This is a genomic window from Pseudomonas sp. LPB4.O (assembly GCF_038383825.1).
In the GTDB taxonomy this organism is placed as follows: domain Bacteria; phylum Pseudomonadota; class Gammaproteobacteria; order Pseudomonadales; family Pseudomonadaceae; genus Aquipseudomonas; species Aquipseudomonas putida.
Genome location: NZ_CP151298.1, coordinates 4,253,051 through 4,268,571, shown reverse-complemented (window position 1 = coordinate 4,268,571; position 15,521 = coordinate 4,253,051). Strand labels below are relative to the sequence as shown.

General features: G+C 63.8%; 11 protein-coding genes. 3 read left to right on the top strand and 8 right to left on the bottom strand.

Features of this window, described 5'->3' with window-relative positions; all coding sequences use genetic code 11:
- Positions 1 to 65 precede the first annotated feature (65 nt).
- The 8 genes from MRBLPB4O_RS19385 to gloB form a co-directional block, all read right to left on the bottom strand.
- The gene (locus tag MRBLPB4O_RS19385; protein ID WP_341796313.1) at positions 66 to 2,996 is read right to left on the bottom strand and encodes an aminotransferase; all 2,931 of its coding nucleotides are present in this window, start codon (positions 2,994 to 2,996) and stop codon (positions 66 to 68) included.
- A gap of 392 nt (positions 2,997 to 3,388) precedes the next feature.
- Positions 3,389 to 4,999 carry an ABC transporter ATP-binding protein gene (locus MRBLPB4O_RS19380; RefSeq protein WP_341796312.1) on the bottom strand — a complete coding sequence of 537 codons (1,611 nt, stop codon included), beginning with the start codon at positions 4,997 to 4,999 and terminating at the stop codon, positions 3,389 to 3,391.
- Position 5,000: 1 nt separating this feature from the next.
- Positions 5,001 to 6,020, bottom strand: coding sequence for an ABC transporter permease (locus MRBLPB4O_RS19375; protein WP_016488246.1), 1,020 nt, complete (start codon positions 6,018 to 6,020; stop codon positions 5,001 to 5,003).
- A 1-nt stretch (position 6,021) separates the two neighbouring features.
- A complete protein-coding gene (locus MRBLPB4O_RS19370; protein WP_016498730.1) occupies positions 6,022 to 7,095 on the bottom strand; it encodes a microcin C ABC transporter permease YejB in 1,074 nt (357 codons plus the stop codon).
- Between the two features lies 1 nt (position 7,096).
- Positions 7,097 to 8,932: an extracellular solute-binding protein gene (locus MRBLPB4O_RS19365; protein WP_341796311.1), complete on the bottom strand. Its 1,836-nt coding sequence runs from the start codon at positions 8,930 to 8,932 to the stop codon at positions 7,097 to 7,099.
- A complete protein-coding gene (locus tag MRBLPB4O_RS19360; RefSeq protein WP_341796310.1) occupies positions 8,929 to 10,758 on the bottom strand; it encodes an extracellular solute-binding protein in 1,830 nt (609 codons plus the stop codon). The genes MRBLPB4O_RS19365 and MRBLPB4O_RS19360 overlap by 4 nt, the downstream gene beginning before the upstream one ends.
- 218 nt (positions 10,759 to 10,976) lie before the next feature.
- Complete coding sequence (locus MRBLPB4O_RS19355) at positions 10,977 to 12,407, bottom strand: lytic transglycosylase domain-containing protein (RefSeq protein WP_063424467.1); 1,431 nt, start codon at positions 12,405 to 12,407, stop codon at positions 10,977 to 10,979.
- A 100-nt stretch (positions 12,408 to 12,507) separates the two neighbouring features.
- The gene (gene gloB, locus MRBLPB4O_RS19350; RefSeq protein ID WP_341796309.1) at positions 12,508 to 13,287 is read right to left on the bottom strand and encodes a hydroxyacylglutathione hydrolase; all 780 of its coding nucleotides are present in this window, start codon (positions 13,285 to 13,287) and stop codon (positions 12,508 to 12,510) included.
- 85 nt (positions 13,288 to 13,372) lie between these two features.
- Here gloB and MRBLPB4O_RS19345 point away from each other — a divergent pair, with 85 nt between their 5' ends.
- The 3 genes from MRBLPB4O_RS19345 to dnaQ are packed head-to-tail and all read left to right on the top strand — an operon-like array spanning position 13,373 to position 15,418.
- Entirely contained in the window at positions 13,373 to 14,146 is a 774-nt protein-coding gene (locus MRBLPB4O_RS19345; RefSeq protein ID WP_016498735.1) for a methyltransferase domain-containing protein, read from the top strand.
- A gap of 15 nt (positions 14,147 to 14,161) precedes the next feature.
- Positions 14,162 to 14,608, top strand: coding sequence for a ribonuclease HI (gene rnhA / locus MRBLPB4O_RS19340; RefSeq protein WP_016498736.1), 447 nt, complete (start codon positions 14,162 to 14,164; stop codon positions 14,606 to 14,608).
- A gap of 51 nt (positions 14,609 to 14,659) precedes the next feature.
- A complete protein-coding gene (gene dnaQ, locus MRBLPB4O_RS19335) occupies positions 14,660 to 15,418 on the top strand; it encodes a DNA polymerase III subunit epsilon (RefSeq protein ID WP_341796308.1) in 759 nt (252 codons plus the stop codon).
- The last annotated feature ends 103 nt before the right edge of the window (positions 15,419 to 15,521 follow it).

Here is a 15,521-nt window from a genome sequence, read left to right as displayed (position 1 = left end):
GGGCGGCGCTCGATCTGACAGGCGACGAACTTCCAAGGGCGAACGCTCCAGCCTCACCCAGATCCCTACAGCCCTTCGCCCAGCACCCGGTCAATGCAGTCGACAAAGTAGTCCACGCTCGCCCGGGTGGTGCACATCGGTGGCTTGATCTTGAGGATGTTCAGGTAATCGCCGGTCGGCTGCATGAAGATGCCTAGGTCACGCAGGCGATTGCACAGCGTCATGGTTTCTTCGGTGGCCGGCTCCAGGGTTGTGCGGTCGCGCACCAGTTCCAGTCCCAGGTAGAAGCCTGAACCATGTGCCGCGCCCGCCAGCGGGTGCTTGTCGACCAGCGCTTGCAGGCGGGCCTTGAAGTAGCGCCCGGTGTCGCGGGCGTTGTCCCACAGGCCTTCTTCCTGCATCACGTCCAGCACCGCCATGCCGATGCGGCAGCTGACCGGGCTGCCACCGGCCGAGGAGAAGAAGTAACCCTCGGCCTCCAGCGCCTCGGCGATCTCGCGGCGGGTGATGACCACGCCTAGCGGCTGGCCGTTGCCCATGCCCTTGGCCATGGTGATGATGTCGGGCACCACACCCTGCTCCTCGAAACCCCAGAAGTATTCGCCCAGGCGGCCATAACCCACCTGCACTTCGTCGGCGATGCATACCCCGCCACGGGCGCGGACCTTGGCATAGGCATCGCTCAGGTAGCCGGCTGGCAACGAGATGCCGCCAGCATTACCGTACACCGGCTCGCAGATGATGCCCGCCAGCTGGCGGCCACGGGCATCCAGGTCAGCCAGTTTGGCGTCGACGTCCTGCAGGTAGTCGGCGGCGCTGTCAGCACCGCGGAAACGACCGCGGAAGGTGTTCGGTGCTTCGACCGGGTGTACCCAGTCCGGGCGGGTTTCCAGGGCTTGCGGGTTGTCGGCGATGGACGTGGAGATGGCGTCGGTAGCCACCGACCAGCCGTGGTAGGCCTCCAGCACGCTGAGCAGGTCACGCCCGCCGCTGTAGGCCCAGGCCAGGCGAATCGCCAGGTCGTTGGCTTCGGTGCCGCTGTTGACCATGAACACCCGGTCGAAACCTTCGGGTGCCAGCGCCAGCAGGCGCTCGGAGAACTCGGTGATGGCGGCGTAGTGGAAGCGCGAGTTGGTGTTCAGCAGCGACCATTGCCGCGCCGACTCGGCGACCATGCGCGGGTGGCCATGCCCTAGCACCGCGACGTTGTTGAGCATGTCCAGGTACGAACGGCCCTGCATGTCGATCAGGTAGTTGCGCCAGCCGCGTTCGATGTGTGGCGGCTGCGCGTAGTAGTGCTTCTGCGAGCGGGCGAAGCTGGCGTCGCGGCGGGCCAGCAGGGCTTGCGGATCGGGTAGCGGCTCGGCTTCGCAATCGAAGCCCAGCAGCGCGGCTGGCGACGGGCACAGGGCCAGCCAGGCGGCAGCGTGTGACGTGGTGGCGAAGAATGGCGGCTGCATGCCGCTGTCCAGGCACAACTGCACGCTGAGGAAACCACAGCTGTTGCCCAGGGGCTGGCCTTTTTCCACGGCCTGGCCGTCTGCCGGTGCGTTTTCCAGGCCGTGCAGCCACAAAGCCCAATGCGCGGTGCGCAGGCAGCCACGGCCGTCGCCGTGTCGCTGCCAGGTGCCGGGTGCTGGCGCTTGCACCAGGCTACCGTTGGGCAGGTGCAGCTCAACGCCGAGGGCGCAGGTGGCGGGCTCTTCGGGGCGGTCGATGTGGGTTTGCGACAGGCGATATTGCCCGTGCAGGCTGCAGGCCGGAGCGGCTTGCGAAGCCAGCAGACGCTGGTCGAAACCGGGCTGCTCCCAGTTGCCGGCCTCGCAGTGTGTGCTGAGTACCCCCAGGTCCACCCGTGTTACGGCCTGCCCGGCCAGCTCGGGGAGCAGGGGTGCGCAACCGTTGAAGTCCGGCGCCTTGGGTTGCAGGCCCGCAGCCTGCAGGATGGCCGCCTCCATCAGGGCGATGGGCACGGCGGTGGCAGTGTCGAAAATTTCCCATTCGTGAGCAATGTTGTCGCGGGTGTACTGGTTGCCCGGGTCGACGGCGAGCTGCTTTTCACTGCTCAGCACCAGTACGGCAGCGCGGTTCAGCACCAATGGCCACAGCGCGCGCAGTTCGGCCTCGGTCAACGGGTTGAGCGCCTGGTAGGCCCGCACGGCTGGCAGGATGCGCAGTGGGTCGCCCTCGGCGTGGTGCAACAGCGCAGCGCAGGTTACCGACAGGTCGGCGATGCGCCAGGTGCGCAGCAGGTCGCCGAAATCGATCACGCCTTGCAGTTGCCACTGGCGCTGGGCATCACGGGCCCACACGGTGTTGTCGTCGGTGATGTCCAGGTGCACGGCCTGACTCGGCAAGTGATCAACCAACGGCATCAGGCGCTCTCGGGCCTGGCGGGTGGCGTGTTCGATGCGGGCGCGCTGCCCGCTGTCCTGCAGTACCGGCAGCAGATGATCGATCAACGCCTGGGCATGCTGCGGGTCCCATTGCAGGGTGCGCGCAAGGCCTGGGTGGTCGAAATCGGCCAGGGCCTTGTCCAGCTTCGCACAGAGCCCGCCCAGCTCAGCCATCAGGTGTGGCTCCATGTGCTTGAGACGGGTCAGCGGCTGGCCTTCGATGTAATCGAGCAGCCGCAGGCGCAGTGGTTGTTCGTCGATGTCCAGTTCCAGCAACCCCACGCCGTTGTGGGCCAAGCGTACGGCGGGTACCGGCAAACCCTGCTCGCGCAGGAAGGCCAAGGCGGCGTGCTGCGCTTCAAGTTCCAGTTGGGCATAGCTGCCGTGGCAGGCCTTCAGCACATAGCCACCCTGGGGCGTGGTCACGCGAAAGTTCAGGTCTTGCTGGCTGCCCAGTACCGAAAGGTTGCCGGCAACGCCGTAGTGGGCCTGAAGCACGGCGTGGGCATGGGTTTCGCTCAGCGTTGGGCTGGGCCGGCCGGAGCGCTGTATCAGCGTGGCCAGGGCAGGGGAAGCGGGCGGGTGTTGTGGGCTGGACATGGCTCTACCGTTGGTACTTGGGGTTGACGGTGAAGAATTTATGCCCGAATCGATTGATGATGGAAGACGATTGTTGTCAGAAAAATTGATAACTAGGCTGAGTTATAGAAAATCAATGGGGGGGCCGCTTTGCGGCCCTATCGCGACACAAGGCCGCTCCCACAAAGACCGCGCAGCAGTCTCAGTGCTTCCTGTGGGAGCGGGCGCGCCCGCGAAGGGGCCGGCCTTTGCAGCACGTTGATCAGCCTTAGGGCGAAGTTCCGGGCTCAGCGGGCATCTGTACCTTGATCAATGCCGACTCAAGCAAAACCCGCAGCGCCTCCAGCTCATGCATCGAGGTCATCATCAGGATCGAAGGCGGGGATTTTGGCCGAAGCAGCAGCCCCCCAAAGCTAACTAACGGCATTCACCTCCAAAAACGCCGCCTCCAGCAACTGCCGTGTATACGGATGCTGCGGCGCATGGAAGATCGCCTGCGCATCCCCTTGCTCCACCACTTGGCCATGCTTGATCACCATCAACTGGTGACTCAGCGCCTTGACCACCGCCAGGTCATGGCTGATGAACAGGTATGTCAGGTTGTACTTCTGCTGCAGGTTACGCAGCAATTCCACCACTTGCCGCTGGACAGTGCGGTCCAACGCGGACGTGGGTTCGTCCAGCAGAATCAGTGCGGGCTTCAGCACCAGCGCCCGGGCAATGGCGATGCGCTGGCGTTGCCCGCCGGAAAACTCATGGGGGTAGCGATGGCGCGTGCGCGGGTCCAGGCCTACTTCCTCCAGGGCCGCAATAATCGCCGCTTCCTGTTCCTGCGCGGTGCCAATGCCGTGAATGCGCAGCCCTTCACCCACAATGTCCGCCACGCACATGCGCGGGCTCAGGCTGCCAAACGGGTCCTGGAACACCACCTGCATTTCCCGCCGCAGCGGCCGTACGGCCTTCTGGTTCAGCCCTTGCAGGTTCTGCCCATGGAAGCGGATGCCGCCCTGGCTGGAAATCAGCCGCAGGATCGCCAGGCCGAGCGTCGACTTGCCCGACCCGGATTCCCCGACAATCCCCAGCGTCTGCCCTTGCGGCAAGCTGAAGTTGACCCCGTCCACGGCCTTTACATGGTCAACCGTGCGCCGCAGCAGCCCCTTCTTGATCGGGAACCACACCTTGAGGTCATCCACTTCCAGTAGCGGCGCGCCCACCGGGTTGTGCGCCGGCAGCCCGCTGGGCTCGGCATTTATGAGCATTTGGGTGTAGTGGTGCTGTGGCGAGCTGAACAGCGTGGCGCATTCGGCTTGCTCTACAATTTGCCCGCGCTGCATCACGCACACGCGGTGGGCGATGCGACGCACCAGGTTCAGGTCATGGCTGATCAGCAGCAGCGCCATGCCCAAGCGCGCCTGCAGTTCCTTGAGCAGGTCGAGAATCTTCAGCTGCACGGTCACGTCCAGCGCCGTGGTCGGCTCATCTGCAATCAGCAGTTCCGGCTCGTTGGCCAGTGCCATGGCGATCATTACCCGTTGGCGCTGCCCGCCCGACAGCTCGTGGGGCAGGGCCTTCAAGCGCTTGTGCGGCTCGGGAATGCCGACCAGGTCCAGCAGCTCCAGGGTACGTGCGGTCGCTTCCTTGCCGGTGAGGCCCTTGTGCAGCAGAAGGATTTCGTTGATCTGCTTCTCGATGCAGTGCAGCGGGTTGAGCGAGGTCATCGGCTCCTGGAAGATCATCGCAATGCGGTTGCCGCGAATGCGCTGCAGGGTCTTCTCGTTCTGCTGCAGCAGGTCCTTGCCTTCGTAGCGGATGCTGCCGCTGGGGTGGCGGGCCAGGGGGTAGGGCAGCAGGCGCAGGATCGAGTGCGCGGTGACCGATTTGCCCGAGCCACTTTCGCCCACCAGCGCCAGCGTCTCGCCTTTGCGGATGTCAAAGCTGATGCCATCCACCACCCGGTTGACCTGGTCCCCGGTCACGAACTCCACGGCCAGGTCCCGCACTTCGATCAGGTTCTGTTCACTCATGTCACTTCCTCGGGTCGAAGGCATCGCGGGCGGATTCGCCGATGAACACCAGCAAGCTCAGCATCAGCGCCAGTACGGCAAAGGCGCTGATGCCCAGCCACGGCGCTTGCAGGTTGGACTTGCCCTGCGCCACCAGTTCGCCCAGCGATGGCGAACCGGCGGGCAGGCCGAAACCGAGAAAGTCCAGGGCGGTGAGGGTGCCGATGGCGCCGGTCAGAATGAACGGCATGAAGGTCATGGTCGAGATCATGGCGTTGGGCAAAATGTGCCGGTACATGATCGCGCCGTTGCGCATGCCCAAGGCACGGGCGGCGCGCACGTACTCCAGATTGCGCCCACGCAGGAACTCGGCGCGCACCACATCCACCAGGCTCATCCACGAGAACAGCAGCATGATGCCCAGCAGCCACCAGAAGTTGGGCTGCACGAAGCTGGCCAGGATGATCAGCAGGTACAGCACCGGCAGGCCCGACCAGATTTCCAGAAAGCGCTGCCCGGCCAGGTCGACCCAGCCGCCATAGAAGCCTTGCAAGGCGCCGGCGATGACGCCGACGATGGAGCTGGCCACGGTCAGGGTAAGGGCGAAGAGTACCGAAATGCGGAAGCCGTAGATCACCCGCGCCAGCACGTCGCGGCCCTGGTCGTCGGTGCCCAGCCAGTTGTCCGTGGAGGGTGGCGCCGGGGCGGGCACGCGCAGGTCGTAGTTGATGCTCTGGTAGCTGAACGGGATTGGCGCCCACAGCACAAAGCTGTCTTTCTTGGCCAGCAGTTCGCGGATGTACGGGCTCTTGTAGTTGGCCTCCAGCGGGAATTCGCCGCCGAAGGTGGTTTCCGGGTAGCGCTTGAACGCGGGGAAGTACCATTCGCCGTCGTAACGCACGGCCACCGGCTTGTCATTGGCGATCAGCTCCGCGCCCAGGCTCAGGCCGAACAGGATCAGGAACAGCCACAGCGACCACCAGCCACGGCGGTTGGCCTTGAAGCGCTCGAAGCGCCGGCGGTTGAGGGGGGACAAGGCCATGTCAGTGCTCCCGGCTGGCGAAGTCGATGCGTGGATCGACCAGGGTGTAGGTCAGGTCGCCGATCAGTTTCACCACCAGCCCCAGCAGGGTGAAGATGAACAGGGTGCCGAAGACCACCGGGTAGTCGCGGTTGATGGCCGCTTCGAAACTCATCAGGCCCAGGCCGTCGAGGCTGAAGATGACCTCGATCAGCAAGGACCCGGTGAAGAAGATGCCGATGAACGCCGACGGGAAGCCGGCTATCACCAGCAGCATGGCGTTGCGGAACACGTGGCCGTACAGCACCCGTGGCCGGCTGAGGCCCTTTGCCTTGGCGGTGACCACATATTGCTTGTTGATCTCGTCGAGGAAGCTGTTCTTGGTCAGCAGGGTCATGGTGGCGAAGTTGCCGATGACCAGCGCGGTGATCGGCAGTACCAGGTGCCAGAAGTAGTCCAGCACCTTGCCGGTGGTGCTCAGCTCGTCGAAGTTGTTGGAGGTGAGGCCACGCAGCGGGAACCAGTCGAAGTAGCTGCCCCCGGCGAACAGCACGATCAACAGGATGGCGAACAGGAACGCCGGGATGGCGTAGCCGACGATGATCGCCGAGCTGGTCCACACGTCGAAGTGGCTGCCGTGGCGCACCGCCTTGGCGATCCCCAGCGGGATCGACACCAGGTACATGATCAGTGTGCTCCACAGCCCCAGCGAGATCGACACCGGCATCTTTTCGACAATCAGGTCGATCACCTTGGCATCGCGGAAGAAGCTGTCGCCGAAGTCCAGCTGGGCGTAGTTCTTGATCATGATCCACAGGCGTTCTGGCGGCGACTTGTCGAAGCCGTACATGCGCTCGATTTCGGCGATCAGTGCCGGGTCCAGGCCCTGGGCGCCGCGGTAGTTGGAACCGGCCACGGAAACCTCGGCGCCGCCACCGGCAATGCGGCTGGTGGCGCCCTCGAAGCCTTCGAGCTTGGCGATCATCTGCTCTACCGGGCCACCGGGGGCGGCCTGGACGATGATGAAGTTGATGACAAGGATACCGAACAGGGTCGGGATGATTAGCAGCAGGCGCCGCAGGATATAGGCCAGCATGTTAGTTGGCCTCGTCCGCAGGGGCGTCGCTCACCGCCGTGGTTACCCCGGGCTTGATCCACCAGGTGTCGATGCCGATGTCGTACTTGGGCGACACTTGCGGGTGGCCGATGTGGTTCCAGTAGGCCACGCGCCAGGTCTTGATATGCCAGTTGGGGATCACGTAGTAGCCCCATAGCAACACGCGGTCGAGGGCGCGGCAGTGGTCGATCAGGCTCTGGCGAGAGTCGGCGTTGATCAGCTCTTCCACCAACTGGTCGATGGCCGGGTCGCGCAGGCCGATGAAGTTGCGGCTGCCGGGGTTGTCGGCGGCGGCACTGGACCAGAATTCGCGCTGCTCGTTGCCCGGCGAGTTGGACTGTGGGTAGCCGCCCACGATCATGTCGTAGTCCCGTGAACGCAGGCGGGTGATGTACTGGGAAACGTCGACCCGGCGGATGCTCAGGTCGATGCCCAGGTCGGCGAGGTTGCGCTTGAACGGCAGCAGAATGCGTTCGAACTCGGTCTGCGCCAGCAGGAACTCGATGCTTACCGGCTTGCCTTGGGCGTCGACCATCTTGTCGTCGACGATTTTCCAGCCGGCTTCCTGCAGCAGCTTGTAGGCCTGGCGCTGCTGCTCGCGGATCATGCCGCTGCCGTCGCTGACAGGGTTCTTGAAGGCCTCGGAGAATACCTGGTCAGGGACTTTGCCACGCAGCGGCTCGAGGATTTTCAGCTCGTTGGGGCTGGGCAGGCCGTGAGCGGCCATTTCCGAGTTGTCGAAGTAGCTGCCGGTGCGGGTGTAGGCACCGTTGAACAGCTGCTTGTTGGTCCACTCATAGTCCAGCAGCAGGCTCAGCGCCTGGCGCACACGCACGTCCTGGAACACCGGGCGGCGGATGTTGAAGATGAAACCCTGCATGCCAGTAGGGTTGCCGTTGGGCAGCTCTTCCTTGATCAGGCGGCCTTCCCGCACGGCGGGCACGTTGTAGGCGGTGGCCCAGTTCTTCGCGCTGACTTCCAGCGCATAGTCGAACGCCCCGGCCTTGAGCGCCTCCAGGGCAACGGTGGTGTCACGGTAAGAGTCGAAGGTCATGGCATCGAAGTTATAGAACCCGCGATTGATCGGCAGGTCCTTGGCCCAGTAGTCCTTGACCCGCTCGTAGCGCACCGAGCGCCCGGCCTTGACCTCGGCAACCTTGTACGGGCCGCTGCCCAAGGGGATTTCCAGGTTGCCGCGGTTGAAGTCGCGGTTTGCGTACCAGTGCTTGGGCAGTACGGGCAGCTGGCCGAGAATCAGCGGCAGCTCGCGGTTGCCCTTGTGCTTGAACCTGAACAGCACCTTCAGCGGGTCTTCGGCGACCACTTCGGCGACGTCGGCGTAATACTGGCGGTACAGCGGCGCACCGTCCTTGATCAGGGCATTGAAGGTGAACACCACGTCTTCGGCACGCATCGGGTGGCCGTCGTGGAAGCGGGCTTCGGGGCGCAGGTAGAAACGCACCCAGCTGTTGTCCGGGGCTTTCTCGATCTTGCCGGCCACCAGGCCGTATTCGGTGAACGGCTCGTCCTGGCTCTGGCGCATCAGGGTGTCGTAGATGCTGCCGATGTTCTCGGCCGAGACGCCCTTGTTGATGAACGGGTTGAGGCTGTCGAAGCCGCCGAAGCTGGACTGGCGGAAGGTGCCGCCCTTGGGGGCGTCGGGGTTGACGTAGTCGAAGTGCTTGAAATCGGCAGGGTACTTGGGTGGCTCGTCGTACAGAGTGAGCGCGTGCTGCGGTGCGGCCAGGGTGGGAAGGCTCAGGCAGGCGAGCAACAGGCTGCATGCCAGCCGGCGCAGACGGTGCGTTGGCGTCATTGGGCTTTCTCCGAAGTCTTGATCCACCAGCTGTTCAGCCCAAGGGTATAGGGCGGTGTGGTGACGAAGGCGAACCGGTTGCGGTAGGCCAGGCGATGGTTGTCGAGGTACCAGTTGGGGATCATGTAGTACTGCCATGAGAGCACGCGGTCCAGGGCGCGGGCGGCGGCGACCTGGTCGTCGCGGGTGCGTGCGGCAAGCAGGGTGTCGAGCAAGTGGTCGACCACCGGGTCCTTGACCCCAGCATAGTTCTTGCTGCCCTTGGTGGCGGCCTGGCTGGAATGGAAGTACAGCCACTGTTCAAGGCCGGGGCTCAGGGTCTGGTTCAGGGTCATCAGAATCATGTCGAAATCGAACTGGTCCAGTCGTTGTTTGTACTGGGCACGGTCCACGGTGCGCAAGCGTGCATCGATGCCGATGCTGGACAGATTTTCGACATAAGGTTGCAGGATGCGTTCAAGGTTGGGGTTTACCAACAGCAGTTCCATGCGCAGTTGCTGGCCCTTGCTGTCGACCAGGCGCTGGCCGTTCAGCTTCCAGCCAGCCTCGGCAAGCAGGCCCAAGGCCTGGCGCAGGGTCTGGCGGCTGATGCCGCGGCCATCGGTGTGGCTGACCTTGTAGGGTTCGCTGTACAGCTTGGCCGGTAACTGGTCACGGAACGGCGCCAGCAACAGCCACTCCTTGCCGGTGGGCAGGCCACTGGCAGCGAACTCGCTGTTGGGGTAGTAACTGGTCGAGCGGCGGTAGGCGCTGCTGAACAGGGCGCGGTTGGTCCACTCGAAGTCGAGCATCAGCCCCAACGCCTGGCGTACCCGCGGGTCGCTGAAGGTGGCCCGACGGCTGTTCATGAACAGGCCCTGGGTTTGCGTGGGGATCTGGTGCGGGATCTGCGCCTTGATCACTTCGCCACGGCGCACGGCCGGGAAGTTGTAGCCGTTGGCCCAGTTCTTCGCCTGGTGCTCGATATAGATGTCGAATTCGCCAGCCTTGAACGCTTCGAAGGCCACCGTGGCGTCGCGGTAGAACTCGTATTCCACGCGCTTGAAGTTGTACTTGCCACGGTTGACCGCCAGGTCCTTGCCCCAGTAGTTCTTGACCCGCTCGAACACCAGGCGGCGCCCGGGTTGTACCTGGGTGATGCGGTAGGGGCCGCTGCCCAAGGGGGGCTCGAAGGTGGTGGCCTTGAAGTCGCGTTTTTGCCAGTAGTGCTTGGGCAGCACCGGCATTTCGCCCAGGCGCAGGATCAGCAGCGGGTTGCCCGCGCGCTTGAACACGAAACGGATGCGCAGCGGGCCGAGGATGTCTACCCGTTGCACTTCCTGCAGGTTGGTGCGGTAGATCGGGTGGCCGTCCTTGAGCAGCGTGCGGTAGGAAAAGGCCACGTCTGCCGAGGTGATCGGCTGGCCGTCGTGCCAGCGGGCTTCCGGACGCAGGTTGAACACCACCCAGCTGCGGTCCTCGCTGTATTCGACCGAACGGGCGATCAGGCCGTAGCTGGAGGTCGGCTCGTCACCCGACGGGTCGTACTGACCGGTGCCGACCATCAGCGGCTCGTTCAGCTCGCTGATGCCGTACTGCTGGAAATTGGGCGTGGTGACCGGGCTTGACCCCTTGAAGGTGTAGGGGTTGAGGGTATCGAAGGTGCCAAAAGCCATGGCGCGCAAGGTACCGCCCTTGGGCGCTTGCGGGTTGACCCAGTCGAAATGGGTGAATGTGGCTGGGTACTTGAGCGTGCCGAACTGCGCGTATCCGTGGCTTTCGCTCACCATCGCGGCTACGGGGAAGCTCAAGGCCAGGCTGATTGACAGCAGGAGGGGACGTATCAAGTCGGCATCCGATCCAGAGGCGTTGGGCTTTGATCGGGTACAGTAACAGCTTGGTGGGATTGGAAAAAGAGTGCGGCCAGAGGATTGCAAAGGGCCGCTGGGCGCCCCATCGCCGGCAAGCCAGCTCCCACCCCGACTGCATCGGCTTCAAGCCATGTGCAGTACTTGTGGGAGCCGGCTTGCCGGCGATGGGGCGCGCAGCGGCCCCGGGTTTTACATCAATGCGAGAGGTAGACGGTCAGGGTCTGGCCTGGCTTGAGGGCGTGGCCGCTGCGTGGGTTCCAGCGCTTGAGGTGCTGCATTTCCACGTTGAAGCGTTTGGCCACCAGGTACAGCGAGTCGCCCTTGCGCACCTTGTACTGGGTGGAGCGCTTGCCGGATGCCGCTACCCGGTTACCGGCGGCACTCGGTCCCTTGCCACCGCGCAGGGCCAGCACCTGGCCGGCCCGCAGGCTGTTGCCGGACAGGCGGTTCCAGCGCTTGATGTCACTGACCGAGACGCGATTGGCCTTGGCGATCGCGCCCAGGTTGTCGCCGCGTTTGACCCGGTAGCTGCGCGCCGCCACCGGTGCCTTGGCTTCGGCTACGGCGCGGGCGAACACGGCCTTGTTCGGTTGCAGGCTGACCAGTTGCTCGGGCTTGAGGTTGGACAGGCTGTCGCTCAGCAGCTGCGCCTTGGCCGTCGGCACCAGCAGTTGCTGCGGGCCGTCCACGGTCATGCGCTTCTTGAAGGCCGGGTTGAGCTGGATCAGCTCGTCTTCGTCGATGTTGGCAAAGGCCGCCACCCGCGACAGGTCCAGGCGATCATTGATGGCGACCGCTTCGAAGTAGGGCTCGTTGGCAATCGGGTTCAGGTTCACGCCATAGGCTTCAGGCGTAAGCACCACCTGCGAGAGGGCCAGCAGCTTGGGCACATAGTCGCGGGTTTCCTGAGGCAGCGGCAGGTTCCAGTAGTCGGTTGGCAGGCCGAGCCGTTCGTTGCGCTCCATGGCGCGGCTAACCGTGCCTTCGCCGGCGTTGTAGGCGGCCAGGGCCAGCAGCCAGTCACCGTTGAACATGTCGTGCAGGCGGGTCAGGTAGTCCAGTGCGGCGTTGGTCGACGCGGTGATATCGCGGCGGCCATCGTAGAAATTGGTCTGGCGCAGGTTGAAGTGGCGGCCTGTCGCTGGCATGAACTGCCACATGCCGGCAGCACTGGCGCGTGAATAGGCCATCGGGTTGTAGGCACTTTCGATGGCGGGCAGCAGGGCCAGCTCCAGCGGCATGTCGCGCTCTTCAAGACGCTCGACGATGTAGTGCAGGTAGAGGCTGCCGCGCTCGCCGGCACTTTCGATGAAGGTCGGGTTGCTGGCGAACCACAGGCGCTGCTGCTCGATGCGCGGATTGACGTCGATGCTGTCCTGCAGGGCAAAGCCCTGGCGCATGCGCTCCCAGACATCCTGCGGTGCCTGCTCGGCCGGCTTGACCAGCAGCGGTGCAGGTTTGTGCTTGATCCGCGCCTGGTAGTTGTGCGCGCGAACGCTTTCGGATTCGTCAAGCTGACGGGTGCTCTGGCAGCCCACCAGGGTGGCGGCCAGAGCCAGCGCACTGATTTGGGCCAGGCGCGTCAGGGCGACGGAATGAGAGGTTCTGCGGCTACGGGAAGACATCGGCTGAGACAGGTATCCGGGCGAAAAATTTCGGCGATTCTAGAAACCGCTCCGGGCCTGGTCAACCTTTGACCATCGATTGCGATATATCTTGAGGTTATCAGAAGGTGTCCTTCCAAGACCTCAAGGCAGCAAAAACAGTGACCTGCGAGTCGTTTGGATGTCCCTTCCATTCGTCTGCTTTTTGTTTAACTAATGTTTCAGAGGTACGCAGGAAGGGGTTGGTCAGGCGTTCCAGGCCAATCGTTGATGGCAAGGTGATGCGATTGTCGGCGCGTAAACGGGTAACGTCCTCGAACCGCTTTAGAACGTGCTGGTTGGTAGGTTCCACCGCCTTTGCAAAGCGCAGGTTGCTGAGGGTGTATTCGTGGGCGCAGTACACTTCGGTGTGGGCCGGCAGTGCCGCCAGGCGGGCCAGGGCCGGCTGCATCTGTTCGGGTGTACCCTCGAACATGCGCCCGCAGCCGGCGGCGAACAGGGTGTCGCCACTGAACAGCACTGGCGTTGCCGGTTGGTCGCTGAAGAACGCGATATGCCCCAAGGTGTGGCCAGGCACTGCCAGTACCTGGAACGTCATGCCCAGCACCGTCACCTGGTCGCCTTCGTCCAGCGCCAGGTCGCGGCAGGGAATACGTTCGTTGGCAGGGCCGCACACCCGTGCGTTGGTCAGTTGCCTGAGCCGTTCCACGCCGCCGACATGGTCGTTGTGGTGGTGGGTAATCAGGATGTCGCTGAGCACCCAGTCGGGGTTGGCCGACAGCCAGCGTTCCACCGGGCCGGCGTCACCCGGGTCGACCACCGCGCAGCGGCGTTTGGCAGTATCCTGTAACAACCAGATGTAGTTGTCGGAGAAAGCGGGGAGAGCATCGATCTGTATCATGGTGCGGATCCGATTCGCCTAGCGTGGCACATGAAGGCATCTTAGCCGCGATGGCGCGGTGGGAGAACCTTCGAGGGAGAGCGCAATGACCGACCAAGCCTTTGCCCAGGCCGACCCGGACTGGGTCAAGCTGATCAGCCTGGCCCGTGAGTGGTTCAATGGCCCGATCGGCCAACTGATGCTCAAGGAAGAGGAAAAACTGCTGGAAGAAGAGCTGGGCCGCTTCTTCGGGGGCTACCTTGTGCACTACGGCCCCTGCGCGGAGCCGCCGCCCAGCGCCCCCCAGGTGCAGCGCAACGTGCGCCTTGGGGCGCCGCTGCCGGGGGTGGAAATTGCCTGTGAAGAGCAGGCCTGGCCGCTGAGCGAGCATGCCGCCGATGTGGTGGTGCTGCAGCATGGCCTGGATTTCAGCCTGTCGCCCCATGGCTTGCTGCGCGAGGCCGCCAGCGCCGTGCGCCCGGGCGGGCACCTGCTGATCGTCGGGATCAACCCGTGGAGCAGTTGGGGCATGCGCCATTTCTTCAGCCATGGCGCCTTGCGCAAGGCGCGTTGCATCTCGCCTTCGCGGGTAGGCGACTGGCTCAACCTGCTGGGCTTCGCGCTGGAGAAACGCCGCTTCGGGTGCTATCGTCCGCCGCTTGCTTCACCGGCCTGGCAGCAGCGCCTGGCGGGTTGGGAGCGGATGGCCGGCGGCTGGCAGAGCTCCGGTGGCGGGGTGTACCTGCTGGTGGCGCGCAAGATGGTGGTGGGCCTGCGGCCGTTGCGCCCGGAACGTCGCGAGCCGATGGGCAAGTTGCTGCCGCTGCCGCTGGCCAAGGTGAACCGCACGGCGGTCAACCCTGAAACTGACAAGCACTGAATTCAAGAGTGGTACATGAGCGATAGCGTCGAAATGTTTACCGATGGTGCCTGCAAAGGCAATCCTGGCCCAGGTGGCTGGGGGGTCCTGATGATCTACAAGGGCGTCGAGAAGGAACTGTGGGGCGGCGAACGTGAAACCACCAACAACCGCATGGAGCTGATGGCGGCGATCCAGGGCCTGATGTCGCTGAAGCGCGAATGCGAAGTGGTGCTGACCACCGACTCGCAGTACGTGATGAAGGGCATCAACGAATGGATGGTCAACTGGAAGAAGCGCGGCTGGAAGACCGCTGCCAAAGAGCCGGTGAAGAATGCCGACCTGTGGCAGCAGCTCGATGAGCAGGTCAACCGCCACAAGGTGAGCTGGAAGTGGGTGCGCGGCCATATCGGCCACCCCGGCAACGAACGCGCCGACCAGCTGGCCAACCGTGGGGTCGATGAGGTGCGCGCCCAGCGTTGAGCTGGGGTACAATCGCGGCCTTTGTAACTGATGCAAGTTGGAGCGCCCCGCGTGGAGCAGCAGCAAGATAAACGGTTCGTCATTCTCGATACCGAAACCACGGGTATGCCGGTCAGCGAAGGCCACCGGATCATCGAGATCGGCTGTGTCGAGGTGCTCGGCCGGCGCCTGACCGGGCGGCACTTCCACGTCTACCTGCAGCCGGACCGTGAGAGTGACGAGGGCGCTATCAACGTCCACGGCATCACCGACACCTTCCTGGTCGGCAAGCCACGGTTTGGCGATGTAGCCGAGGAATTCTTCGAATTCATCCAGGGCGCCACGCTGGTCATCCATAACGCGGCGTTTGACGTTGGCTTCATCAACAACGAATTCGCCTTGCTGGGCCAGCAGCATCGCGCTGACATTTCGCAGCATTGCACCATTCTCGACACTCTGTTGCTGGCACGTTCGCGCCACCCAGGGCAGCGCAACAGCCTGGATGCGCTGTGCAAACGCTACGACATCGACAACTCTGGCCGTGAGCTGCACGGCGCATTGCTCGACTCGGAACTGCTGGCTGACGTCTACCTGGCGATGACCGGTGGCCAGACCAGCCTGTCGCTGGCGGGCCATGGCGCAGACGCCGAGAGTGATGGGCAGGGCGCTGGCGGCAGCGAGATCCGCCGGATTGTCGGGCGTACGCCGGGGCGGGTGATCATGGCCAATGCCGAGGAACTGGAGGCGCATGCCGAGCGCCTGGCCGCTATCGCCAAGTCGGCGGGTGGGCCCTCCATGTGGCAGGCCCTTACCGAGACAGCTGCTGGCTGATTTATAGCCTGTACCGGCCTCTTCGCGGGCGTGCCCGCGAAGAGGCAGGCGCTGAGAACACAGGTTCAACTACCCTGAAATGGACGTCATGTCCTTCGGAGGT